At 45.4% G+C, this 21074-nt stretch carries 28 protein-coding genes, 1 tRNA gene and 1 pseudogene; 29 read left to right on the top strand and 1 reads right to left on the bottom strand.

The annotated features are described in order from the left end of the window. Positions 1-167 (bottom strand): annotated as a pseudogene (locus tag ACKTSG_RS14340) (DDE-type integrase/transposase/recombinase); the annotation flags it as partial. A 144-nt stretch (positions 168-311) separates the two neighbouring features. On the opposite strand from ACKTSG_RS14340, the gene ACKTSG_RS10890 reads away from it, so the two are divergent. The 29 genes from ACKTSG_RS10890 to ACKTSG_RS10750 all read left to right on the top strand — a co-directional run bounded on the left by ACKTSG_RS10890 (position 312) and on the right by ACKTSG_RS10750 (position 20882). Then, on the top strand, positions 312-914 hold the full coding sequence (locus ACKTSG_RS10890; RefSeq protein ID WP_407894699.1) for a hypothetical protein: 603 nt from the start codon (positions 312-314) through the stop codon (positions 912-914). Beyond that, complete coding sequence (locus tag ACKTSG_RS10885; protein ID WP_407894697.1) at positions 911-1438, top strand: DUF1642 domain-containing protein; 528 nt, start codon at positions 911-913, stop codon at positions 1436-1438. The genes ACKTSG_RS10890 and ACKTSG_RS10885 overlap by 4 nt, the downstream gene beginning before the upstream one ends. Continuing rightward, the gene (locus ACKTSG_RS10880) at positions 1425-1829 is read left to right on the top strand and encodes a WDGH domain-containing protein (RefSeq protein ID WP_407894695.1); all 405 of its coding nucleotides are present in this window, start codon (positions 1425-1427) and stop codon (positions 1827-1829) included. Before ACKTSG_RS10885 ends, ACKTSG_RS10880 begins: the two co-directional genes overlap by 14 nt. After that, positions 1807-2076: a hypothetical protein gene (locus ACKTSG_RS10875; RefSeq protein WP_407894693.1), complete on the top strand. Its 270-nt coding sequence runs from the start codon at positions 1807-1809 to the stop codon at positions 2074-2076. Before ACKTSG_RS10880 ends, ACKTSG_RS10875 begins: the two co-directional genes overlap by 23 nt. A gap of 38 nt (positions 2077-2114) precedes the next feature. Further along, complete coding sequence (locus ACKTSG_RS10870; protein ID WP_407894691.1) at positions 2115-2477, top strand: hypothetical protein; 363 nt, start codon at positions 2115-2117, stop codon at positions 2475-2477. Then, positions 2474-2842 (top strand): hypothetical protein, encoded by a 369-nt coding sequence (locus ACKTSG_RS10865; RefSeq protein WP_407894689.1) that lies wholly within the window; start codon positions 2474-2476, stop codon positions 2840-2842. The genes ACKTSG_RS10870 and ACKTSG_RS10865 overlap by 4 nt, the downstream gene beginning before the upstream one ends. Then, positions 2839-2997 (top strand): hypothetical protein, encoded by a 159-nt coding sequence (locus ACKTSG_RS10860; protein WP_407894687.1) that lies wholly within the window; start codon positions 2839-2841, stop codon positions 2995-2997. Before ACKTSG_RS10865 ends, ACKTSG_RS10860 begins: the two co-directional genes overlap by 4 nt. Next, positions 2994-3134: a hypothetical protein gene (locus tag ACKTSG_RS10855; RefSeq protein ID WP_407894685.1), complete on the top strand. Its 141-nt coding sequence runs from the start codon at positions 2994-2996 to the stop codon at positions 3132-3134. The genes ACKTSG_RS10860 and ACKTSG_RS10855 overlap by 4 nt, the downstream gene beginning before the upstream one ends. Then, a complete protein-coding gene (locus tag ACKTSG_RS10850; RefSeq protein WP_407894683.1) occupies positions 3131-3433 on the top strand; it encodes a hypothetical protein in 303 nt (100 codons plus the stop codon). The genes ACKTSG_RS10855 and ACKTSG_RS10850 overlap by 4 nt, the downstream gene beginning before the upstream one ends. Then, positions 3426-3587, top strand: coding sequence for a hypothetical protein (locus ACKTSG_RS10845; protein ID WP_407894681.1), 162 nt, complete (start codon positions 3426-3428; stop codon positions 3585-3587). The genes ACKTSG_RS10850 and ACKTSG_RS10845 overlap by 8 nt, the downstream gene beginning before the upstream one ends. Before the next feature lie 76 nt (positions 3588-3663). Further along, positions 3664-4095 (top strand): ArpU family phage packaging/lysis transcriptional regulator, encoded by a 432-nt coding sequence (locus tag ACKTSG_RS10840; protein WP_407894679.1) that lies wholly within the window; start codon positions 3664-3666, stop codon positions 4093-4095. A 101-nt stretch (positions 4096-4196) separates the two neighbouring features. Continuing rightward, a tRNA-Ala gene (locus tag ACKTSG_RS10835) sits at positions 4197-4271 on the top strand. A 325-nt stretch (positions 4272-4596) separates the two neighbouring features. Next, a complete protein-coding gene (locus ACKTSG_RS10830) occupies positions 4597-4893 on the top strand; it encodes a hypothetical protein (protein ID WP_407894678.1) in 297 nt (98 codons plus the stop codon). Next, a complete protein-coding gene (locus ACKTSG_RS10825) occupies positions 4890-5261 on the top strand; it encodes an HNH endonuclease (RefSeq protein WP_407894676.1) in 372 nt (123 codons plus the stop codon). Before ACKTSG_RS10830 ends, ACKTSG_RS10825 begins: the two co-directional genes overlap by 4 nt. Before the next feature lie 124 nt (positions 5262-5385). After that, positions 5386-5763 (top strand): P27 family phage terminase small subunit, encoded by a 378-nt coding sequence (locus tag ACKTSG_RS10820; RefSeq protein ID WP_407894674.1) that lies wholly within the window; start codon positions 5386-5388, stop codon positions 5761-5763. Then, positions 5756-7519 carry a terminase large subunit gene (locus tag ACKTSG_RS10815; protein WP_407894672.1) on the top strand — a complete coding sequence of 588 codons (1764 nt, stop codon included), beginning with the start codon at positions 5756-5758 and terminating at the stop codon, positions 7517-7519. The genes ACKTSG_RS10820 and ACKTSG_RS10815 overlap by 8 nt, the downstream gene beginning before the upstream one ends. After that, the gene (locus tag ACKTSG_RS10810) at positions 7512-8816 is read left to right on the top strand and encodes a phage portal protein (protein WP_407894670.1); all 1305 of its coding nucleotides are present in this window, start codon (positions 7512-7514) and stop codon (positions 8814-8816) included. The genes ACKTSG_RS10815 and ACKTSG_RS10810 overlap by 8 nt, the downstream gene beginning before the upstream one ends. Then, complete coding sequence (locus ACKTSG_RS10805; protein WP_407894668.1) at positions 8767-9375, top strand: HK97 family phage prohead protease; 609 nt, start codon at positions 8767-8769, stop codon at positions 9373-9375. Before ACKTSG_RS10810 ends, ACKTSG_RS10805 begins: the two co-directional genes overlap by 50 nt. Next, positions 9357-10583: a phage major capsid protein gene (locus tag ACKTSG_RS10800; protein WP_407894666.1), complete on the top strand. Its 1227-nt coding sequence runs from the start codon at positions 9357-9359 to the stop codon at positions 10581-10583. Before ACKTSG_RS10805 ends, ACKTSG_RS10800 begins: the two co-directional genes overlap by 19 nt. Before the next feature lie 44 nt (positions 10584-10627). Continuing rightward, positions 10628-10921, top strand: coding sequence for a fibronectin type III domain-containing protein (locus tag ACKTSG_RS10795; protein WP_407894664.1), 294 nt, complete (start codon positions 10628-10630; stop codon positions 10919-10921). 13 nt (positions 10922-10934) lie between these two features. Beyond that, the gene (locus tag ACKTSG_RS10790; RefSeq protein ID WP_407894662.1) at positions 10935-11237 is read left to right on the top strand and encodes a hypothetical protein; all 303 of its coding nucleotides are present in this window, start codon (positions 10935-10937) and stop codon (positions 11235-11237) included. Next, on the top strand, positions 11230-11553 hold the full coding sequence (locus ACKTSG_RS10785; protein ID WP_407894660.1) for a phage head closure protein: 324 nt from the start codon (positions 11230-11232) through the stop codon (positions 11551-11553). The genes ACKTSG_RS10790 and ACKTSG_RS10785 overlap by 8 nt, the downstream gene beginning before the upstream one ends. Then, a complete protein-coding gene (locus ACKTSG_RS10780) occupies positions 11534-11878 on the top strand; it encodes an HK97 gp10 family phage protein (RefSeq protein WP_407894658.1) in 345 nt (114 codons plus the stop codon). The genes ACKTSG_RS10785 and ACKTSG_RS10780 overlap by 20 nt, the downstream gene beginning before the upstream one ends. Next, complete coding sequence (locus ACKTSG_RS10775; protein ID WP_407894656.1) at positions 11878-12210, top strand: hypothetical protein; 333 nt, start codon at positions 11878-11880, stop codon at positions 12208-12210. The genes ACKTSG_RS10780 and ACKTSG_RS10775 overlap by 1 nt, the downstream gene beginning before the upstream one ends. Continuing rightward, positions 12203-12781 carry a major tail protein gene (locus ACKTSG_RS10770; protein WP_407894654.1) on the top strand — a complete coding sequence of 193 codons (579 nt, stop codon included), beginning with the start codon at positions 12203-12205 and terminating at the stop codon, positions 12779-12781. Before ACKTSG_RS10775 ends, ACKTSG_RS10770 begins: the two co-directional genes overlap by 8 nt. A 103-nt stretch (positions 12782-12884) precedes the next feature. After that, positions 12885-13280: a hypothetical protein gene (locus ACKTSG_RS10765; protein WP_407894652.1), complete on the top strand. Its 396-nt coding sequence runs from the start codon at positions 12885-12887 to the stop codon at positions 13278-13280. A 189-nt stretch (positions 13281-13469) separates the two neighbouring features. Next, a complete protein-coding gene (locus ACKTSG_RS10760; protein ID WP_407894650.1) occupies positions 13470-16814 on the top strand; it encodes a phage tail protein in 3345 nt (1114 codons plus the stop codon). Between the two features lies 1 nt (position 16815). After that, positions 16816-17532, top strand: a complete 717-nt coding sequence (locus ACKTSG_RS10755) for a hypothetical protein (RefSeq protein WP_407894648.1) — start codon at positions 16816-16818, stop codon at positions 17530-17532. Then, positions 17529-20882, top strand: coding sequence for a phage tail spike protein (locus ACKTSG_RS10750; protein ID WP_407894646.1), 3354 nt, complete (start codon positions 17529-17531; stop codon positions 20880-20882). Before ACKTSG_RS10755 ends, ACKTSG_RS10750 begins: the two co-directional genes overlap by 4 nt. Positions 20883-21074 lie beyond the last annotated feature (192 nt).

Raw genomic sequence — 21074 nt, 5'->3', positions numbered from 1 at the left:
AGTTTCTCATCAACTTGAAACTGATTGAACCGTTTGAACACAGGCTTATCAGCCCTTGGCAGTCGTGAATGATCAAAGATTTCAGCCAGCTGAGCCAAAAGTACCAAGATAATTTGTCTTTGGAGCTTGATTACTAGAACTAAATACGATATTAATGGTGTATGCACTCGAATCCTTCTTTCTGGATTTTCTTGTTGGTTGCACACCAAGAATATCAGAAGAAGACGTTCGGGTGTTTTTTATTGTTCGGAAATTATGAATTTAAACGAGGTACGTTTGACAGTACCAGCTTATTTTAGGAGGAAGCAAGCATGACAGATAAAGCGAAGCTGTACGCAGTGAAGAATGATGAAGGCGAATGGCTGTCATTAGACGGCACGAAAATGGGAATTTGGTACTCCAATAACCCAACGCTATTCAATGATAAGAGCTATGCCGAGGCTCAAAGAATTGGGCGTAGAGCTCACGTGGTAACGCTCGTTGAGGAACAAAAAGTCAAGTTGCCACAAGATGTATGCGAAGAGCTAGACGACTGGATGGCTGATAACCAAGACGGGTGGGGTTGCCGCATTGGCAATTTGATCTGCGACATTGAGACCAACGAACCTGAATTAACTAATGTAATTGATTTCGCTGGTGATAGTGAAGAAAACTATTTCAAAATTATTGATGCCTACCGCTACGGCTGGGAAGATGAGCCGGAAGCTAAGTGGTATGTGCAAACACCCAAAGAGTGGTGGGAAGACAAAAACACGCCAGAATACGTTGATTTATACTCGAAGGGTATTTCAGACGGAATTAAGTGCAAAGAATATGCCGCTAAGTTCACCCGTGCCGAGCTCAAGAAGTATCACTTTGACAGCGACATCTTTACGCTGGTGCCAGTGGAAGCAGATAAGGAGGCATCGCGATGAGTTTATATGCGGTTAAAAACGATAATGGCGAGTGGCTTGGATACGAGATTTATTGCGATGAGCCTGATTGGTTCGATCACGGCGGTTTCATTTGGGACACCCGAAGCATAGCAGAAGAAAACGTGAAGCTATACGGTGGTCACGTCGCCGAGCTATTCGATGCCCCGGCGAAGGTCGTGGTGAGCGAAGAGGAAGCGGAGATGCTGGAGCAGGCGAAGTGTGATGATGACCCAGCCGAGTTAATTGTCGGGTTCGTCAACTCTCATGACAATTATGACGATGACCGCGAAGCAGAAGACCGCCTCATGCGCGCCTACGTGATCGGATGGACGGTCGAGAAGCCGAAGCGGTGGAACGTCAAGGTGCCACATACCAAAGATGTTTGGTATTACAAGTCTTGGAATTCAGATTTGCGGACGATTTCGGATAAAGAACTTTGCAGCAAGTTCACTGAATCAGAGATCGAGCATTACGGCTTGCAAGACTGCGAGAAAGAAGAGGTGACTGACGATGGCACCAAGTAAGAAAATCAGAAAAATAAATTGGGAGATTCATCAGCAACTAGAAGGCGACCAGACCAACAAGATTTTTGATGGAAGTCACACCTTTGGCGATCTTTATTTTCACCGTGCAGTTTTGTTTGCAGCATTGCTAAAAGCATACCCGCATCAATCATGGCGCACACATACGCAGTCAGATGGTAATGGCTTTGACGGATATTTCTTGTGCGGAATTGAGACACCGGAGGGGCAGTATACCTATCACTATCCTGATTCACAGTGGTGCTTGTTCGATGGTGTACGCGAGTTACCTGAATCTCCTGAATATGATGGTCACAAGCCTGAAGATGTTGTTCGTCTTCTATCGCTTGCCAAAGAAGAGGTGACTGACGATGATGATGACGATGACGATTAAAACTATTAAAGTAGCTAACCACTGGTTTAACGATTCTGGGGACGTAGAAATTGTACTCTTGGAGTCACTTATTGATAGAGAGCTGATTAATAACTTGTTTTGGTATTCAGGTGATGAACGACCACTATGGGTACGGGGCACAACGTTAAGTGATGATGAAGTAATGGCTACGCATCCTTATAAGCAACGAAAAATGCAGTCAATTGATGATGACATTCCCAATGACTGTTATATGTCTTTGACATAAGGGGGTGACTGACGATAAATTATGAGACGAAGCAGGACGTGTTCGAGAAGGCACTAAGAGAATGGGACGATTTGGTTCACAGTTGTGGACTTCAAGGAGAAGAAGCACACGGTGGATGTGAGTTTGACCCAATCTTAATTAAATATAAGAAAGACTATGACGCCGCCTTTCCAGATGATATGCCAGTGATTCCTAAAGAGGTTGGCGAATACATCAAAAACTTGCATAAATTTCATCGTGGTCTTGTTGATGTGTTTGGCATGGTACGTGACCTAGGCATCACCCGAACAGAACCCAATGGCGTTCTACTTTGGGTAGCTAACAACACTAACACATTTGCTCGTGCATGGGGGCTAGGTGCATGGCATATTCAGGAAACAAGAGAGGTAGTTAAATTATGAACTATGAGACGAAGCAGGACGTGGTCAAAGACATTGTAGACACCTTACATATTATGGATGGCGCTCCTGATGACTATTGTAAGAAATTGCTAGACCGTTATGAAAATGCCCTACCAGATGATACGCCAGTGATTCCGGAAGACGTTAGTGAATACATCAAGAAAGCAAAGTCACCTGGAAAGTGGGGACTGCTAGATGTATTTTGGCACCTTGGCGACCATATATCAGCTATGGGCTTCAACGGTCTGTACGATTGGGAACGCTGGATGGTTGACAACCAGGATGCTGTTTCGCGTGCGTGGCTGGACGGCGTATGTATTGTTGAAGAAACTGGCGAAATCGTGAAACTGGAGGCGGAGAAATGATGGGAGTAAACGAGTTGCGAGTTTGGGCAGAATGCAATGATGGACACACAACATTGGCTGGGATGAATGCTGACAAGTTCACGATTGATGAGATTTGCAAGTGGGCTGGCGTTATCCCGCTGACGTTCATAAATAACGCGGAGGCGGATAAATGAGCTGGCAAGTGGTAGTGTGCGGGCTTGTTGTTTTGGGTGTGATTGCGATTATTGCGGTCTTGGCGATGTGGTCTAAAGCTTCCGACGCAATCAAGCACAAGATGATGGAGGACGACAAGATGGAGGATAAGGAATGATGGTTAAGTCGATTGTGAGTGTTGCACCCCGTGATGAGCAGGAAACGGTGATCAATTATCAAGGCTGGGATGGTGCTTGGCACTTTTCCAGTAACAACCCCGTTCACATCCGGAAATGGGAGAAATTTGTCACTCCATCAGTACGGCAGTTTGATAGCCTAGGACGCGTTGTAAATCTGGTAGGTACAATCACAGGGGCAAACGTTCAAATCAGCAAACAGCGCCAGCTAACGCCTGAACAAACAGAGCTACAAACACGCCGCCTTGCCAAAGCTCGGGAGGCGAAACGGAATGGGTAAAAAGAAGTCAGCCGTGAAGAAGAAGCATCGCCGGATGATGCAGGCACGCCGCGATAACGAAGATCATATCGAATTAGTCAAGGAGCGTGCCAAGTATGGCGGCAAGATGACTATCGATGAGCTAGTCTATAAGACTTTGTATCCGTATGAATAGACACGAAAAAAGGCCACCTCACGGCAGCCTGAATTAACTCGACAAACTAATTCTAGCACAAGAGGTGGATGATCTGATGGCATTAATTCGAGAAATAGACGAGCAGGCCTGCCGTTGTAACGCACGGTTAGAATTGAAACAATATCGGACATTATCTCGAATGGCTGGGCGTCGGCTAGACGACATCAAGTCGCCAATCATCACTGACATGCCAAAGACTAAGTCATTCGATAATCACGTTGAGGCATCGCTGATTGCCAAGATTTCTGATACTACGGATGCCGAGCATGAGCTGAATTTGATTGACCATACATTAGGGCTGATAACCTTTCGCAGTCGTTGGCTGTTGATGTTCACCTACTGTATGCCAGAAGAACTGCAACTGTGGGAAGTCGCCGAAAGATTACAGGTAGATAATGCGAAGGTCGTTTCATACCTCAAGCAGATCGCATTACTTGAGTTTGCAGAAGCATATCCAAATCAGGCGTTGATGGCATGGCAAGATTAAGCATTCCAACTTGGAATATATTAGACAATAATTGGAACAAATAACCGATATACAGCGATATTCTAGTATTGTTGAATGATTCGGGTAGCGATAATCCGAGTGCAATCGTAGCTTAAAGTAGAGCGGCACGTTAGCGCGACGTGAACACGATGCAGGTTCGATGCCTGCCGATTGCATAGCGCGAGCACGCGGCGCTTGCTACATTAAAACTATTAAGTTAGAAGGTGTAGCCTCCTATTGATTTCTCTGATAGCGTGCAAAGAGTTTTATTCTAACGTGGCTCGGAAAACCCGTTAGCCAATTTAATATTGCGGTGTGACACCATCGCTAGGCCGTCTTAGGTGAGACGGCTTTTATTATGCAATCAAAAGGTGATTAACAAGTGAAACATTCAGAAAAGTGGATGCGCGGCCTGCCATGCGTCGGAAACAAAGGCCAAAAGGCACAGCATCAGGGCATCACACCTAACAGTGTGGTGTCTTTTATTTTGGAGGTAATCAAATGAGTTTCTTTGGACCAGTTAGTCATACACTTAACACACCACCTCAACGTCCAGTAGTCCAAGCACCGGAAATTGCATTACAACGTAAGTACATGATTGCGTTTGATGATATCAATAATTTACCTGATGTTTGGATTGATGGCAAGCCAGTGTATGGCTTGGTAGATATTAGTATTGATTGGCACACCAAGCATGATAGACCACACATCAATCATTTTAAACTCAAGCATTATCAGGTATGCGCTGAAGGTGAGCCCGTGTTGAATGAGTTGCGGCAGCCTGAGGATACATTATGAAGCCACACACTATCAAATACACCGCATCTAATCGCAATCGTAACCATGAGTTCTACATGTCACCTAAGTGGAAACGTAAGCGTGAGATCGTGATGAAGCATTGTTGCTATGAAGACCAGGAAGCAAGACGTTATGGTCTGTGTGTCAGTGCCACGATGGTGCATCACATCTATCCACTCAAAGACTATCCGATGCTAGGACTGCAAGAGTGGAACTTACTACCATTGTCCGCAACGTCACACAATAAGATGCATGATCGTTCGACCGATGTCATCGTTGGACCTGGTCTTTATTGGCAACGTAAACGTCGTGCTGAATTTAAAAAGTTTTTTATTGAACACGGATTACCTGTGCCGTCTATTGAATAAATCATCTGTCGCTTCTCTCGATGCATCCCCCCACTAAAATAATTTTATTTTTGGTTATTGGGATACGGGGCATAGGGAGTTTTTTCCGACTACGCGGGATTTGTAAGTAAAGGGGGTGCCGCGGATGGCACAAAAGGTAAGAGTCGAAACGCTAGACCGCAGGCGTCGTGTGGTCGAGCAGATGAAAGACCTAGGCGTGTACAAGTCGGCATACGACGACCTGATAACAATCTACGCCGGTATGCTGGACCAGTATGCCGCGCTGAATAATCAATATGAGCGGTCCGGATACAAGGTGACCGAAGAGTACACTAACAAGGCCGGTGCGACCAACCAGCGTAAGGTCCCAATTCTGAACGCGATCGAATCGCTACGTAAGGACATCGCTAGCTACTCCGATCGGCTACAACTGAATCCGAAGTCTAACAGCGTGGAAGTCGTTCCGGCCGTCAACGCGAACCCGCTGGAAGACTTCATGAAGAGCCGTGGTCGCGATGGATAACTTCGAGACTGCTACTGCTTATGCTCGTGGCGTGATTGATGGTTCGATTCCAGCCAATCGCTTGCGTGTACAGGCAGGCCAACGGTTTCTCGACGATTTGAAACGCACTGACGAGTTTGATATTCGCGCTGAAGACGCCAACTTCGTGATCGACTTGATCGAGAACGTGTTTGTGCACCAGCAAGGTGAAGACTTGGAAGGACGGCCAATGCGTGGGCGGCCTTTGCTGTTGACCGACTGGCAGAAATTCTGCATCGTCAATATGCTGTGCTTCTATCGCAAGGGCACCGACCTACGCCGGTTCCACGAAGTCCTGATTATGATTCCGCGTAAACAAGGGAAAACGACCTTTGCGGCAGCACTTGGGTTCGCGTTGTCACTGCTCGAAGCGCGGTCAGGTTCTAAGCTGTATGTTTTGGCGAACAGCCTGAAGCAGACGATGGAGTCCTTCAGTCTGCTGAAGTTCAACATCGACCGCTTCCACGATTCGACCTATCAGATTCGCGACAACAACAGCGAACACAGTATCACGAAGGACTTCGGCGAAGACGGGTCAATCTATATCCAGGCGCTGGCCAGTGACGAAAAGCGGCTGGACTCACTGAACGCGAACCTGCTGATTCTCGATGAACTACACGCATTCAAGTCGGCTAAGAAGTACATCCTGATGAAGAACGCACAAAAGGCGTACCGAAACAAACTGCTGATCGGCATCTCAACCGCCGGTGATGTCCCGAACGGGTTCCTCGCCCAGCGCGTGGAATACGCCAAGAAGGTGCTTTCCGGATCAATCAAGGACGATGAATACTTCTTCTTCATCTGCCAAGCAGACCAGAACGAAGAAGGCGATGTTGACGACTTCACATCCGACGAAGTACTCATCAAGTCTAATCCGTCGGTCGGTGTGTCGGTGTCGCTCGACGACTTGAAACGCGATGCTGAAATGGCACAAAACGACCCACAGACGCGATTAGAGTTCTTCAACAAAACGCTTAATGTCTTCACGGCTAGCCAACGGGCCTACTTTGATATTGAGGACTTCAAACAATCTGATGCAAAATATGATTGGAGTTTGGCTGAACTCGCAAAACTGCCGATTAAGTGGTACGGCGGGGCCGACTTATCCAAGCTTCACGATTTGACCGCTGCGGCCTTATTTGGAAGTTATGGGGATGTCGATATTATCATCACCCACGCGTTTTTCCCGCGGATCGCCGCGCATGAAAAAGCCAACCAAGACGGAATCCCGCTGTTTGGCTGGGCCGATGATGGTTGGCTAACGATGAGTAACACAAATACCGTTTTGTATGACGACATTGTGAAGTGGTTCGTTGAGATGCGCACGCTTGGCTTTACGATCAAGAAAGTCGGATTTGATAAAAAGTTTGGTCGTGAGTTTTTCATTAAGATGCGTAAGTCGCATTTCAAAATTGTTGACCAGCCGCAATACTATTACAAAAAGTCAGAAGGTTTCCGGCGTATTGAAGTTAAGGCGAAAAACCGTGAGCTGTATTATCTACACAGTGATGCTTACGAATATTGTGTCGGCAACGTTCAAGCCATTGAACAGGTTGACGACATGATTAAATATGACAAAATAGACGGTCAATCTGGTAATCAACGCATTGATTTATTCGACGCGTCCGTCTTTGCCGCAGTCCAGCGTTTGGAAGATTTGACTAAAGCACAAAATGCTGACGCTTGGCTTCATGCGGGTGAAGGCAACCCAAGAAAGGAGGTGAAAAACTATGAGTAAACGGCGAAGTAAACAAACGAAACTCGCTAATAACGGCAAGAATCGCCACCCTGTTGGGGATGCCCGATTTCCGTCTAAGCGCGCAGCGCCCGTGATTAATTACATCAGCAGCGGAAACTGGCAGGAGGTTTTGACGACTGGTTATACCACGCTTGCGGATAATCCCGATGTCAAAATCATTATTGATCGCATTGCCGACTTAGTTTCTAATATGTCAATTCACTTACTGCAAAATACCGACAAAGGTGACGTGCGCGTCCACAATGGGATTGAGCATCTGATTGATATTGAACCCCAGCACAATATGACGCGTAAAACGTGGATCTCGAAAATTATTCGGGATCTCTTTTTATATGGCGATGGTAATTCAATCGCCAAAATCATTGTTGAGCCGGGGTCTGATTATCTCAGTGAGCTACGGCTGTTGGATATGGATTACGTGACTTATCAATATGACATGCTTGGCCAGCAAGTGCACACGTATTACGCCGGTGAAGAATTGTCTGAAGATAGTTTGGTGCATTTCTTGATTAATCCCAGTCCACATTATCCGCAAGTTGGGACGGGCTACCGACGAATCCTAAGTGCTATCTTGGCAAATCTCGCGCAAGCCCAAAAGACCAAGGCCGAATTTATGACCGGTAAGAACATGCCGTCATTGATTGTCAAAGTTGATTCCGACAGTGAAGAATTGACCAGTCCAGAAGGTCGTGAAACTGTCCGCAATAAATATCTGGATAGCACCAATGCTATGGAGCCGTGGGTGATTCCAGCCGACTTGATGGAAGTCACGACCGTTAAGCCCTTAACGCTTGAAGATATTGCGCTCAATGAATCAGTTGAATTAGATAAACGGACGGTCGCTCGAATGTTTGGGGCACCGTCATTTTTATTGGGCGTCGGGGACTTCAATAAAGAGGAATATAACAATTTCATCAACACGACGATTGCTAGTTTAGGTCAGATGATTGCACAGACACTCACCAAAGATATTCTTTATGAGCCGTCGTGGTATTTTAGTTTTTCGGCACGTTCATTATTTAGCTACGACATTAGCGAACTAGTTGATGCCGGAACCCAACTCATGGACCGCGCAGCACTCGACCGTAATGAGATGCGTGGCTGGGTCGGCCTTGAACCACGCGACGACATGGAAGATATTTTGATGCTTGAAAATTATCTGCCGACTGACAAACTTGGCGACCAAAAGAAACTGAATAACCCATCATCGAAAGGAGGTGATGATGATGACGACGAAAGTAAAGACGGCGACCCAGCGAATGGCGATGACGCCTAAAGCTGAATTTCGCGTCGCTGGTGAAGAAGACGGCAAGAAATATCTTGAAGGCTATTTCATCCGCTTTAACGAAGAAACTGAACTATGGCCCGGTTATTTTGAACAGATTGCCCCCGAATCAATCGATGACAGTATTAACAGTCAGGACATTCGCGCGCTGTTTGACCATGACACAGCAAAGGTTTTGGGACGCACCACTAACAACACACTCGAACTTCGTAAAGATGAACAAGGGGTCTATGGAAAAGTGCTCGTAAATGAGGACGATCCTGAGGCCCTTTCGATTTACGCCAAAGTCAAGCGGGGCGATGTGTCTAGTGCCAGCTTTGGTTTTTACATCGATGACGATGAAATGAATCAACCAGGCGACGGCACTTATCACGACACAATTCGCAGCTTGACGTTGTTGGAAGTGTCAGTGGTGACGTTCCCGGCATATCCGACCACAGAAATTGATGCCCGTAAGCGCGACGTGAAGCACCTGCAACAAGAACAGTTTGAACATCGCAAATCTCAACTTATTAAGGAGCTAGAAGAAAAATGGCAAATCCAATCTTAATTAACGCCCGTTTGAAAATGAAACGTGGCTTGATCAAAACCAACGAAGAAAAGCGCGCGGCGTTGATCGCTAAGCGTGATGAAGTTTTACAAGCGGCTGAAGAAGCCAAGGACGAAGACGAATTGAACGCTGTCCAAAAGCAATCTGATGAACTCGATGGACAGATCAAAGAAATCGATGACAAGAACGAAGGCTTAGAAACCGAAGCCACTCAACTCGAATCCGATCTCGAAGAAGCCAACCGCACTGCACCAACTAAAAAGAAGGAGGCTCGTAAAGCCATGGTAGAAATTCAAACTGACAACCCAGAGGACAAGAACGAAGAACAGTTGCGTGGGTTATTCAATTTTGTTAAGTCAAATGGTCAAAAACGTGACGGTATTGTCACCGATGACTTAGGCGTGTTGGTACCAAAGGACATCGTCTATACCGCTGAACGTGAAGCCGATACGCCTTACGACTTAACCACTGTAATCAAGAAACAGTCTGTCACTACACCGTCCGGTACTTATCAAGTATTGGCAAATACCGATGAGATGTTGCACACGGTTGCTGAGCTTGAAGCAAATCCAGAGTTGGGTAAACCTGCAACTCGTCCGGTTGATTGGAAAGTTGAGACTCGTCGTGGTCAAATCACCTATTCCGAAGAAGATTTACAAGATGTCCAAGACTTCAAAAACATTATTGGTGAACAACTTCGTCAAATCGTTGCAAATACCAAGAATTATGCTGTTTCTCAGGTAATGAAAACTGCCACTGCTAAGTCTGTAAAGACGCTTGATGAAATCAAGGATATTTCAAACACTTACTTTGATCCGGCATATACGTTGGGCTTTACGGTTACTCAATCCGGATTTAACTATTTGGATAAGCTCAAAGATTCTGACGGTAACTACTTACTCCAAAAAGATGTTACTGCGCAAACTGGCAAGGCGTTATTTGGTATGCCGATTAGTCGCGTAAAGGATAAGGCATTTGGTAAGCAGGGTGATATGGTAGCTTTCTTAGGCGATGGGCCACGATTTGCTCGATTGTTTGATCGCATTGGTGTGTCTGTGGACTTTACCATCGATCCACGTTATGGCCGTGGCTTGTATGCCGCAATTCGTTTTGACGTTGAAGTTACCGATGCCGCTGCCGGCGTCTTTATCACTTTTGGTGATGCTGCAACCGCCCCAGCTGCTGACGGCACTGAAGCGTCAAAATAGCGGCCCCTAGCGGCGCGTCTGCAACGCTTAACGAAGACGGTAGTGTGACCGTCGCGTGGAGCGCCGTTGACGGGGCGAAATCATATGTCGTCCATTATGGCGATGCGAATAAGACTGGCAAAGATGAAATCTACATGGGTTATTCTGAAACCACGTCTTGGACCTTGGCAGCTAGTGACGTGCCAGCGCATGTATCCGGCGATAAGATCATGTTTAACGTCATGGCCTATCCAGAAGTCGGGCAAGGTGACACGGATATTGCTAAGGCAGCATATCTCAACACGGCCGAAATTACCGGCTCTGACTGGTCCCGTGGTAGCAGCGTCACGTTTGCTTAGGGAGGTGTTTTAAATGGCTGATGAAACGAAGTCATTGAGCAACCTCGATTTACTTAAAGCAAACATTGGCGTCACTGGCACAGCCCGCGATAACTACCTGAATGCGATTTTAGATTCAGTCAGTCATGAGCTGACCGTGGACAAAGATGTCGATGTCACTGACCTCACTGGCCAGATGTTTATGATCGATTATGCCGCTTGGCGATGGAAAAATCGCGGTGAAGGTGTGATGCCGCGCAACCTTCAATATCGTTTGCATAACCTCATGATTCGGTCTAAGCCGGAGAGTAATTCAGAGGTGAGCGCTAATGAATGATTGGTCTGAGGATGTTACGTTGATTGGCACTGGCGGCTTTACCAAAGATGATTATGGTAATCAAATCCCTAAAGAGGATAAAACAACCGTTATGGCAAGCGCTAAGCCAATCGCGATGGGTGAGTTTTACGCCGCGGCACAAGCTGGCATTCGTCCAGAAGTTGAACTCATTATCCACACGTTTGAATACAACGGCGAACTTGCCGTTGACTATCGCGGTGTTCGTTATTCAGTCGTTCGCACGTATCAGCGCAATGATGATGAACTTGAAATCTACCTTGAAAGGAAGGTGAGCGATGTTGGCAAAGCAGATTGATTTGTCGGATATTTTATCTGACTACAAAAAAGAAGTCTGGGACGCCGTCGATGAAGCTCAAGATGAAGTGGCCAAAGAAGCCGTCGCCGAATTAAAAGCTAACTCACCGAAACGCAAAGGTAGTTATCGTAGGGGCTGGTCGAAGAAGCGCGAAGGTAAAACTATGCGTGTGTACAATCGTACTCGCCCTGGCCTGACCAGTCCTTTGGAAAACGGACACGTTAATCGTGATGGGGGAAGAACAGCCGGTGAAGTTCACATTGCGCCCGTCGCTGACACAGCGGCGGAGAACTTCGTTAAAAGCGTTGAAAGGCGGTTAAGCTAATGTTACCTGAGTTGATCGCTGGACTTGATGCAATCGTGCCGACGGTTTATGGTGCTTGGAAACCAGGCACTGCACCACCATTACCCTATATCGCTATCGTTGACACTGGACGCGATGATATGTATGCCGATGATATGATTTATCACCGCGATTACACCTATCGTATTGAATTTTATTTTGAGAATAAGGACCCGAAAGCTGAACAAACCATCGAGTCCTTTTTTGATGCTCACGACTTCGCTTATGACTGCGATGGCGATGAATATATCGACACCGAAAAAATGTTTGAGCGAATCTATTATCTAGAAAAAGGAGAATCAACACATGACTGAAAATCCAGAAAACAAAGTTGAATTCGGTCTGACTAACGCCCATTACGCGCTTGTGACCGATACCGGCGAAGCGTTGCAATATAGCGCAGTCAAAGCAATGCCAGGTTCAACCGAAATTAGTATCGACGCAGAAGGTGATTCTGAAGACTTCTACGCTGATAACACCAAGTACTACACGGCTGTATCTAACCAAGGTTATAGTGGCAAGTTGACAATTGCGCGCATTAACGACGAGTTTATGCAAGATGTCTTTAGCGAAAAGGTCGATGAAGTTACTGGGATGCAGGTAGACGACACCAACGCTAACCCCAAGCAATTCGCTTTGATGTTTGAGTTTGATGGGGACAAGAATAAAACCCGTCACATTCTCTTTAACGTCACAGCGACCCGTCCTGGCATTGGGTCTAGCACTAAAGCGGATAAAATCTCTCCTAACACGACTGAATTGAGTTTCACCGCCGCACCTGATCCATATGCTGCGCGCTCACACGGGAAAGTTTCTACCGACAAGCCATCTTACGCCAAATTCTTCGATGCAGTTCAAATTCCTGGTACAGCCCCAACAGTATAAAGCAGGATAGCCGGACTTGATTATTTGTAGGTAGTAATAGACTAGCCTCGCTTTTGAATGTCGTAATTGCCCACGGGCGGCGGGGGAACGGAGGTAAAAACACATGTTAAAGGTTATTGATTTACCTGACGGTAAACAAATCCCGTTGAAATCAAACGCGGCCACCACGGTGCTTTATAAGGCTCAATTTGGTACTGATTTTTTTGCAGACATGATTAAGTTATCAAAAGTCTTTGGATCACTTGGTGAGGGCGATACCGTCGATTTTTCTAAAGTCGATTATTCCGACATCGCACAATTGGATTTCTCAATTTTGTATCAAGTGACGTGGATGTTTGCCAAGATTGCTGACGATAGTATTCCAGAAATGACGAAGTGGCTTAGCGGTTTTGAAGAATTTCCGCTAGGTGACGTGATGAATGTGATTTCGGAAATGTTGGCATCACTTTTTAGCTCAACAAAAAACTTGAAAGCACCTACCAAACAGATGAAAAAATAGATTCTGATTCATTTTTATATATGGCCAAGGTTATGGGTTTTACGATCCAAGAGCTTGGTGACATGTCTATTGGTCAGGTGCTTGATCAAGTTGTCGAATATGTCAAAGCGCATGATGCTGAATCGAAACCGCGGAGTAGAAAAGCGACACAAGCGGACTTTGACGCATTTTAACGAAAGGAGGTAACACATGAGTAAAGGAAATATTCGTGGGATTACCATTGATTTTGATGGGAATACTACAAAGCTTGATAAAGCTTTATCTGACGTCGATAAACGAACCACTGACGTCAATAAAGAGTTGCGACAAGTTGATAGCCTGTTAAAGTTCAATCCCGGTAATACTGATTTGATTGCACAGAAACAATCACTTTTAGCTAAGCAGATTCAAAACACTAGCGACCGACTGGGAACTTTGAAACAAGTTCAGTCCCAAGTCGATGCTCAATTTAAATCTGGTGATTTGGGTGAAGAAGAATATCGCGCGTTTCAACGTGAAGTTGTAGCTACTGAAGGTAAACTCAAGTCCTATCAAGGTCAACTAGCCGCAAGCAAGACGTCACAGACCTCTCTTGAATCATCGACAAAACAACTGAGTTCATATTTTGAAGCGTCGGGTAAATCAGTTACTGATTTTGCTGATGTCCTTGGTCCAAAATTGACTTCAGCAATTGCTGAGGGTCGAGCGTCTAGTGCTGAACTCAATACTGCGATCAACAAAATTGGTCGAACAGTTACGTCCAACAGTGCTGATTTTGATAAATTTAAAGCGGCATTAAAAGGGATTGACGACGGTGGCTCGATTGATGCCCTGCGGTCTGATTTAAAAGGATTAGATACGCAGGCTGATACTACTGGCGATGCGTTAGGTGGTATCAGCAAAAAACTTGATACCAGCAATCTCATGGAAGCTGCTGACGGCCTATCTGGCATCACAGACAAAGCTTCTGAACTTGGTGGTCAAGTCATCGAAACAGTCACGTCATTACAAGACTTTCAATCTCAAGCCCAGCGGTCGTTTGGGATGAGTGCGAGCGAGGCAAAGAATCTCGGTTCCGTTGTTGAAAATGTCATGCAACAAGGCATTGTGCCCGATGTCAATGATGCTGGCGAAGCAGTGTTAGCAGCTAAGAATTACTTTGGCGATTTAAATAATGCCGATTTATCCAGCGTGTCTAATAAAGTTGCAGGTCTGAATAAAACTTTTGGCGTTGATTTTACTGATAGTGCAAAATCTGCAAAAGTCTTAATGGACCACTTTGGACTTAGTGCTGATCAAGCATTTGATTATCTGACTGCTGGATTCCAAAACGGGCTGAATAATTCAGACGACTTTTTAGATACCATCAATGAATATTCACCATTGATGCAAACGGCCGGATTGTCCGCCAAGGACTTCACCGACATCCTTGCAAAAGGGATGAAGGGCGGTGCAATGAACACCGACAAAGTTGCCGATGCCGTCAAAGAGTTTCAGATTCGCTTAGGTGATGGGACGTTTGAAGGTAACTTAGGTTCATTTTCAAACTCCACTAAGACCATGTTCAAGCAGTGGCAAGGTGGTAAAGCGACTGTTAAAGACGTTATGGATTCCGTCGGTAAGGACCTCAAGAAAATGGATCCCTCGGAACAACAAGCAGCGCTTAGTTTACTTGGAACTCAATTCGAAGACCTTGGTAAAAACGCAACCCTAGCATTGTTTGACACTAAAGGTGGTCTAGATAAGGTTACCGGATCGGCTAAAGATTTAAGTAAGCAGAGCCCCGGTGAAAAACTGGCGGGATCACTAGCCAAGCTAAAAAGTAGTTTAGCCGAAATGGTTGAACCACTCATTGAAGGTATCAAAAAATTGATTGATGCGTTTAACAAAATGTCACCAGCAGGCCAAAAAGTCGTTACAATTGCTGCTGCAATAGCAGCAGGTATTGCGGTGATTGCACCAATTATCGCAAGCATAATTACTATAATTGGCGGTGTATCCTCCGCAATAGGTGCGATAGGTGCAGCAGCTACAACCGCTGGAGGTTTTATGGCTTTGCTTACCGGAACGATTTTACCTATTATCGGCGTCATTGCTGGGGTTATTGCCGCTATCGTTGCCATTATCGCCGTTATTAAAAACTGGGGATCTATTGTTAAATGGCTTAAAGGCGTGTGGTCTGGAATCACCGGATTTTTCAGCAGTTTATGGACAGGCATTCAAAATGTCTTTAACACCTCAATGACTGCTATCACGACATTCATTAAGACGACTTGGACCGGAATATCCACATTCTTTAGTGGACTGTGGGATGGCATCAAAAATATTTTTAATATTGCACTTAATGGAATTGTCGCGTTTGTGACGCCAATTTTTACATCGATTGCGAATGTGATTACGACAATCTGGAATGGGATAAAGACTTTTTTCACCGTAATCTGGGATGGTATCAAAGCGGTGTTTACTGTTGCGATTACAGCCATTGCGGTGATTATTGGGACGCAAATTGAAATTTGGAAAGCCATTATCACCACAGCGATGAATCTCATTAAAGCAGTGATTACTACAATCTGGAATGGCATTAAGGCATTCTTTGGCCCAATCCTAGCTGCTATTGGTAATGTCATCAGTACAGCATGGAACGCAATCAGCACCACAACCAGTAATGTTTTCAACGCAGTTAAGACGTTTTTAGTCAATATCTGGAACAGTGTTAAAGCGATATTGACGCCAATCATCAATGGTATCAAGAACTTCATCAGTGGCGTTTGGAACAGCATTAAGTCAGTTACTTCATCTGTTTTTAATGCCATTAAGTCGTTCTTGTCATCAATCTGGAATGGGATTAAATCACTGGTATCATCTGCAGTGAATGCTGTTAAATCAGCGGTGACTAGCGCGTGGAATGGGATCAAGTCGATTTCATCATCGGTATGGAATTCGATTAAGTCTGTTATTTCAGGCGTCTGGAATGGGATCAAGTCCGCCGTTTCATCGGCAGTCAATTCGGTAAGGTCTACTGTGTCTGGTGTTTGGAACGGAATCAAGTCTGTTACTCGCTCAGTTTGGAACGGAATTAAGAATGCTATTACTGGCCCGATGAATGCCGCCAAGAACGTTATTCGTGGCATCATTAACGCCATCAAAGGATTCTTTAATTTCCATATTTCGTGGCCACATATCCCGATGCCACACTTTGGGATTTCGCCATCAGGTTGGAAAATTGGGGACTTGCTCAAGGGATCAATTCCACATTTGTCCGTTGCCTGGCACGCGGCTGGTGGTATTTTCAACAAGCCAACCCTGTTTGCTAATGGCGGTCAAGTTCACGGCGTAGGTGAAGCAGGTGCTGAAGCTGTTGCACCGTTAGATAAACTCATGGGCTATGTCAAAAAGGCCGTTGCAGAAGAAATGGCAAATGCTGGGACAACTAATGTTACTGTCAATGTCCTAGCCGATACCAGTAATGCCACGATCAAGAAAATTAAGGCAGCAGTTGTCGAAGGTATCACTAAAGACAACAAGGCTCACAAGTTAGCAATAGGAGGTGCCTAATGTGTTACCAGGTCAATTTACAATTAACGGGCTAAAGAGCGTCGATATCAACGCAGTCATCACTGAGTGGTTTGACATTCCGCGCCCTGCTCGCAAGCTCACGCTTAACACTACGCCGGTCAAATTAGACCGTGCCTTGATCTATGATGACGCGGCATACGAAAATCGCACGTTTACGATGTCAGTTGGTATCAAAGGTAACGCGTCAGTGAACCGTGATAAGCTACTCAACGTTTTAGATAGTGGTTCATATCTCGACGCCAATTTTTATTTAGATAACGAATACGTTTATCAAATCGTTTCCGCTGATGTTATTGAAACAACTCGACCGATGAAGACGGTGGATTACTTAGCGTTATCTATTAAAGTGTCTGCCGCACCGTTTAAATACGATATTAATAATGATTCTGTTTCGGTAACTGATACTGCAACACTCACAAACCCACACCCCTATGCTTCAAAGCCAATAATTACGCTAACGGGGACGGGCGACATTAGTCTTACTGTTAATAAGTCAGTGTATAATTTCAAAGGTATTGAATCAGGGATTATTATTGATTCGTCAATCCAAGATGCATATTGGACTAAGTCTGGTGATATTTATAATCTCAATAAAACTATGTCGCATTCTCAATTTCCGTTACTTAATTCTGGCAAAAATACCATTAGCGTTTCTGGCGCTACGGCATCCATTGAACCGAGGTGGCGCACTCTATGATTCCAACTTTATATGAAGCGACAACAACGTCGTTCAATGATAATGGCTTAGGTGCGTTGCCTGAACTCTACGATGCCGAAGTCGTCGAAAAAGCTAACGATATATTGGAATTAACGGCGACTTATCCGGTGAGTGGTCAGCGCTATGATGATCTAATCGAAGATGCGATTATCTTGGCGAAGCCCAACAGCCGCGATGATGAACACGCATTTCGGATATCAGATTTAGAGTTAGATATCACTGGTGAAAATGTGACAATCACCGCTTATTCAATCACCAACGACTTAGGTAGTAACTTAATCACTGACTTAGCGATTAGTGATGCCGATGGTCAAACGGCGATGACTAACTTACAAAATGCGGTTCAATCAGACACCCACTTCGAGTTCGCATCCGATATTACGACGAAAAGTTCGACCCATTTTCAAATGGTGTCGCCACTTGAAGCCATTGCTGGGACGACGGGTTCACTGCTCCAAATCTGGGGCGGTGAAATCAAGCGTGAGAATGACCGAATCAGCTTACTAGCTCGACGCGGTTATGATGACGTCACGACGTTTCGACTTGGTAAAAATATCAGTGGTCTAAAATATGCGATTGACACTTCATCTGTGGTTACACGCATTTACCCTTATTACTCTAAAACTGTCGATGGTGGCACATCGCTCATTCGCGGCGCTACCGTTGATAGTAAATATATTGGTAATTACCCTTATGTCCACATTAAGCCTGTGGATGCTTCACAAGAAATTACCGTTACCGAGGATATGACGGATAAGCAGATTGTGGCGGCTATTGATGGCTGGGCGAAAGACTGGTTTACAAAATCAGCCAACACAGGCGTTGATAAGCCATCCGTCACGATCTCATTAGATGTCTTGGAGTTGAGTGGTAGCAGTGAACTTGAGGGTAAGCTAGCTACTTTGGAGCAACTTGGACTATTTGATACCGTTACTCTGTTTGTCCCCGAATACAACATTGATGTCACGGCCAAGGTCAACGAATTACACTATGATCCGATGGCTAGACGCGTGACTAGTTTAGTTGCTGGGACGGTTAAAACGTCTGTGTTTAGTCAACAATCCAACGCGTTATCAATCGTTCAAGCGGCAGTCGCAGAAGCCAAAAATCAAGCTGATTACGCGGCAGTTTCTGCAAATGGTAAAAACACCAATTTTTATGGTGATACTGAACCATTTAATCCTAGAGAAGGCGATATTTGGTACACCACTGAATTAATCGATGGTAAAAAAGAAGACGTCGTCAAGACGTTTACTAATGGCGTTTGGACTGAGCTTGTAACCAGTGCTACTGGTCGTCAAATCGCTCACGACGTTGACGACGCTCTTGTCCAGCTCAATGCCGACATGTCCGCCGCTGATGCTAATTTACAGGTCGCCAAGCAGGACATAGCCGATCTACAAGTCAAGCTCAAAGCCAATGATGACACACAAGCGCAGCTATCCAAAGACGTAGCGGCAAATAGCACTCTAATCACGCAAAACAAGGCCGATGTCGATGCGGCCCTAGATACTGTCAATAATACTTTATCTCAGGCACAGACTGACACGGCACAGGCAGTCAAAAATGCTGACCTAGCGGTGACTAACGCTCAATCTGCGGTTGAAGCGTCTGGCCTTGCTACGAATACCGCCAACGCGGCCAATGATGCGGCAAGTGCTGCTAAGCAACTGGCAACCGAAGTATCTAACACCATGGCTACTGTCAAATCGCAAGCGGCCACGGCGGCTAGTGATGCGGCTGATGCCATTAGTGCGGCAAACAAGGCACAAGGTGACGCAACAAGTGCACTCGGTAACTCAAATACGGCGATTAGTAATGCTAAAGACGCTTTGAACAAGTACAACAATCTTGTAATCGGCGCGCGTAACTATCTAGCTGGCACAGGTGAACCGTGGCAAATGCAAGGTTCCGGCCGTGCTAATCAGACTAGCGAAAACAAATGGTTGTTCACATTTGGAACAATCAGTCAAGCGTCTTTCAAAGACGGCGAGTATGTCACCGTGTCTTTTGATTATACAAGCGTTGGTACGGGGGCGTATGGGACTATACAACCTCAATTTAACCAAATGCCATGGCAATGCTTCAATGATGTGGAGGCTATGAAGGATAACGGACACGTTGTGCGTACTGTTCAATGGCAGTCAGGTTGGACTACAAGTGGTAAGGCGAACGGAATTCAAATGCGTATGGATAACGTCGCTACTACAAGAACAGTTACTGTATATAACATGCAGTTTGAATGTGGCGACAAAGCTACTGATTGGTCGGCGGCACCAGAAGATGTGCAGCAGCAATTTACAGATATCAATGGTGAGCTAGCCAATAAAGTTAGCCAAACGACTTATAACACGCTAGCCGGCACAGTGGATACGGTTAGCACACTAGCTAAGCAAAACCAGTCAACTATTGGGACATTAGCGACCAAAACTAGCGTTGATACCATTAGTCAAACAGTTAACGATCAAGCAACTGAGATTGATCAGAACTCGCACGACATTCAACTCAAAGCCAATCAATCAACAGTTGATGCGGTCAATCAGACGGTGACCACGACCAAGTCGCTTGCTGAGCAGACGGCTAACGGGCTGACACTCAAAGCGGACACGTCTGTGGTTGACACAATCAATCAGACCGTCAAACAACAGGCCATTGACATCAAAGCGGCGCAAGACCAATTGGCGTTGACGCTGACTGAGAGTGACTTGACTAAAGGCTTATCTGGCTATGCGACGCAGACATGGGCGCAGAACCAGATTACGGCAACTGCTGGTGGAATTAATGAGACTATATCTAATGTTCAAACTCAAGTTAATAACAGTGCTGTGGGGACTAATCTGTACACAGATACTCAGAATTTTGACAACCTAGCATCATGGAACGGATCCGTTATGTGGACAAAAACTACAGATACCTATAAAGGATTAGCTGTGATGCAGACAACATATGATTTGAGTGGGTTAAGCCAATATATCCAAGTTAAAAAAGGCGATATTTTAACTTATAGCGTATATGCAAAATATACAAGTGGTACTGGATCAAGCAACATTTCATGGACGCTCAACTCTCAAACTGAAGGTAGTTATAGCGGCGGTGACGTAAATTCATACTGGAAAACAGTAACTATAACAGATTCGTGGCAGAGAGTGTCAGGGACAACAGTTGCCACTAGTGACGGTTATTTACGCCCTCGACTTGAACGAACTAATTTAACCTGGATTATTCATAGAATTTCAAAAAAGCAGCGCAATCCCACGATTCACACGGGACTGCGCTGCTTTGGTGTTTCACCCATTGGGTGCGCCTATATGCTAAGGTTGAGTCGATAAAAACCATCACGAAAGCGAGGCTTCACACCATCTCAACTTTAACCAGCTTATCCCTGCAATGCAATACCAATGTGACTGTGACCGCCGACGGCGGTCAACTTTCAAATGACGCCGGGCTCGTTTTGTTCCAAGAGTTTCTTCATCGTATCAACTTTAGGCAACTTGCCAATCAGTGCCTCAAGTTACCAGACC

It is taken from the genome of Lacticaseibacillus salsurae (genome assembly GCF_045862175.1).
GTDB classification, from domain to species: Bacteria; Bacillota; Bacilli; order Lactobacillales; family Lactobacillaceae; genus Lacticaseibacillus; species Lacticaseibacillus salsurae.
The sequence above is the reverse complement of the archived record's forward strand: the minus strand, read 5'-3'. Positions and strand labels throughout refer to the sequence as shown.

What these genes read in the sequence shown, in the direction of transcription:
- ACKTSG_RS10800 (WP_407894666.1), top strand. Translation starts at nt 9,357, where the DNA reads ATGGCAAATCCAATCTTAATTAACGCCCGTTTGAAAATGAAACGTGGC.
- ACKTSG_RS10820 (WP_407894674.1), top strand. Translation starts at nt 5,386, where the DNA reads ATGGCACAAAAGGTAAGAGTCGAAACGCTAGACCGCAGGCGTCGTGTG.
- ACKTSG_RS10880 (WP_407894695.1), top strand. Translation starts at nt 1,425, where the DNA reads ATGGCACCAAGTAAGAAAATCAGAAAAATAAATTGGGAGATTCATCAG.
- ACKTSG_RS10775 (WP_407894656.1), top strand. Translation starts at nt 11,878, where the DNA reads ATGTTACCTGAGTTGATCGCTGGACTTGATGCAATCGTGCCGACGGTT.
- ACKTSG_RS10765 (WP_407894652.1), top strand. Translation starts at nt 12,885, where the DNA reads ATGTTAAAGGTTATTGATTTACCTGACGGTAAACAAATCCCGTTGAAA.
- ACKTSG_RS10805 (WP_407894668.1), top strand. Translation starts at nt 8,767, where the DNA reads ATGACGACGAAAGTAAAGACGGCGACCCAGCGAATGGCGATGACGCCT.
- ACKTSG_RS10885 (WP_407894697.1), top strand. Translation starts at nt 911, where the DNA reads ATGAGTTTATATGCGGTTAAAAACGATAATGGCGAGTGGCTTGGATAC.
- ACKTSG_RS10785 (WP_407894660.1), top strand. Translation starts at nt 11,230, where the DNA reads ATGAATGATTGGTCTGAGGATGTTACGTTGATTGGCACTGGCGGCTTT.
- ACKTSG_RS10815 (WP_407894672.1), top strand. Translation starts at nt 5,756, where the DNA reads ATGGATAACTTCGAGACTGCTACTGCTTATGCTCGTGGCGTGATTGAT.
- ACKTSG_RS10830 (WP_407894678.1), top strand. Translation starts at nt 4,597, where the DNA reads ATGAGTTTCTTTGGACCAGTTAGTCATACACTTAACACACCACCTCAA.
- ACKTSG_RS10890 (WP_407894699.1), top strand. Translation starts at nt 312, where the DNA reads ATGACAGATAAAGCGAAGCTGTACGCAGTGAAGAATGATGAAGGCGAA.
- ACKTSG_RS10790 (WP_407894662.1), top strand. Translation starts at nt 10,935, where the DNA reads ATGGCTGATGAAACGAAGTCATTGAGCAACCTCGATTTACTTAAAGCA.
- ACKTSG_RS10810 (WP_407894670.1), top strand. Translation starts at nt 7,512, where the DNA reads ATGAGTAAACGGCGAAGTAAACAAACGAAACTCGCTAATAACGGCAAG.
- ACKTSG_RS10855 (WP_407894685.1), top strand. Translation starts at nt 2,994, where the DNA reads ATGAGCTGGCAAGTGGTAGTGTGCGGGCTTGTTGTTTTGGGTGTGATT.
- ACKTSG_RS10860 (WP_407894687.1), top strand. Translation starts at nt 2,839, where the DNA reads ATGATGGGAGTAAACGAGTTGCGAGTTTGGGCAGAATGCAATGATGGA.
- ACKTSG_RS10760 (WP_407894650.1), top strand. Translation starts at nt 13,470, where the DNA reads ATGAGTAAAGGAAATATTCGTGGGATTACCATTGATTTTGATGGGAAT.
- ACKTSG_RS10865 (WP_407894689.1), top strand. Translation starts at nt 2,474, where the DNA reads ATGAACTATGAGACGAAGCAGGACGTGGTCAAAGACATTGTAGACACC.
- ACKTSG_RS10850 (WP_407894683.1), top strand. Translation starts at nt 3,131, where the DNA reads ATGATGGTTAAGTCGATTGTGAGTGTTGCACCCCGTGATGAGCAGGAA.
- ACKTSG_RS10825 (WP_407894676.1), top strand. Translation starts at nt 4,890, where the DNA reads ATGAAGCCACACACTATCAAATACACCGCATCTAATCGCAATCGTAAC.
- ACKTSG_RS10845 (WP_407894681.1), top strand. Translation starts at nt 3,426, where the DNA reads ATGGGTAAAAAGAAGTCAGCCGTGAAGAAGAAGCATCGCCGGATGATG.
- ACKTSG_RS10840 (WP_407894679.1), top strand. Translation starts at nt 3,664, where the DNA reads ATGGCATTAATTCGAGAAATAGACGAGCAGGCCTGCCGTTGTAACGCA.
- ACKTSG_RS10780 (WP_407894658.1), top strand. Translation starts at nt 11,534, where the DNA reads ATGTTGGCAAAGCAGATTGATTTGTCGGATATTTTATCTGACTACAAA.
- ACKTSG_RS10770 (WP_407894654.1), top strand. Translation starts at nt 12,203, where the DNA reads ATGACTGAAAATCCAGAAAACAAAGTTGAATTCGGTCTGACTAACGCC.
- ACKTSG_RS10875 (WP_407894693.1), top strand. Translation starts at nt 1,807, where the DNA reads ATGATGATGACGATGACGATTAAAACTATTAAAGTAGCTAACCACTGG.
- ACKTSG_RS10750 (WP_407894646.1), top strand. Translation starts at nt 17,529, where the DNA reads ATGATTCCAACTTTATATGAAGCGACAACAACGTCGTTCAATGATAAT.